The organism is Mycobacterium sp. NGS66 (assembly GCF_059812225.1).
The window spans coordinates 1-323 of sequence record NZ_JCALCG010000049.1; the positions used below are offsets into that span (position 1 = coordinate 1).

The 323-nt window shown below is 66.3% G+C and carries 1 protein-coding gene; it reads right to left on the reverse strand.

The features are described from left to right. Window positions 1-323: SpnB-like Rossmann fold domain-containing protein (locus tag AC5Y2L_RS28605; protein ID WP_499940106.1), on the reverse strand; the 323-nt coding region annotated here is incomplete at both ends.

Below are 323 nucleotides of genomic sequence, written 5' to 3' on the forward strand. Positions count from 1 at the left end.
GGGGACAGGCGCGCGGTGTACCACTGGCCGTTTCGCCAGGCGGTCTCATCTTCGTCGGATCCGCTGAGCAATTGACGTGCCAGCTGGTCAGCGCCGGTGGCGTCGTCCAGGTCGATTTGGGTGGCGCGCAAGTGGGGATGCTCGGCGCCGATCACCCGCATCAGGCCCCGCAGCCCCGCCTGCTCCAGATTGGCCCCATCACCGCCGATTACGGTTTGGGCGTTGCGGCTCACCACGTACAGCCGAGGCGACTTTGCCGAGATCTGCGGCAATTGGCGGACGATCCGCACCACATGCTGCACACACTCGCAGGCCAACACAGG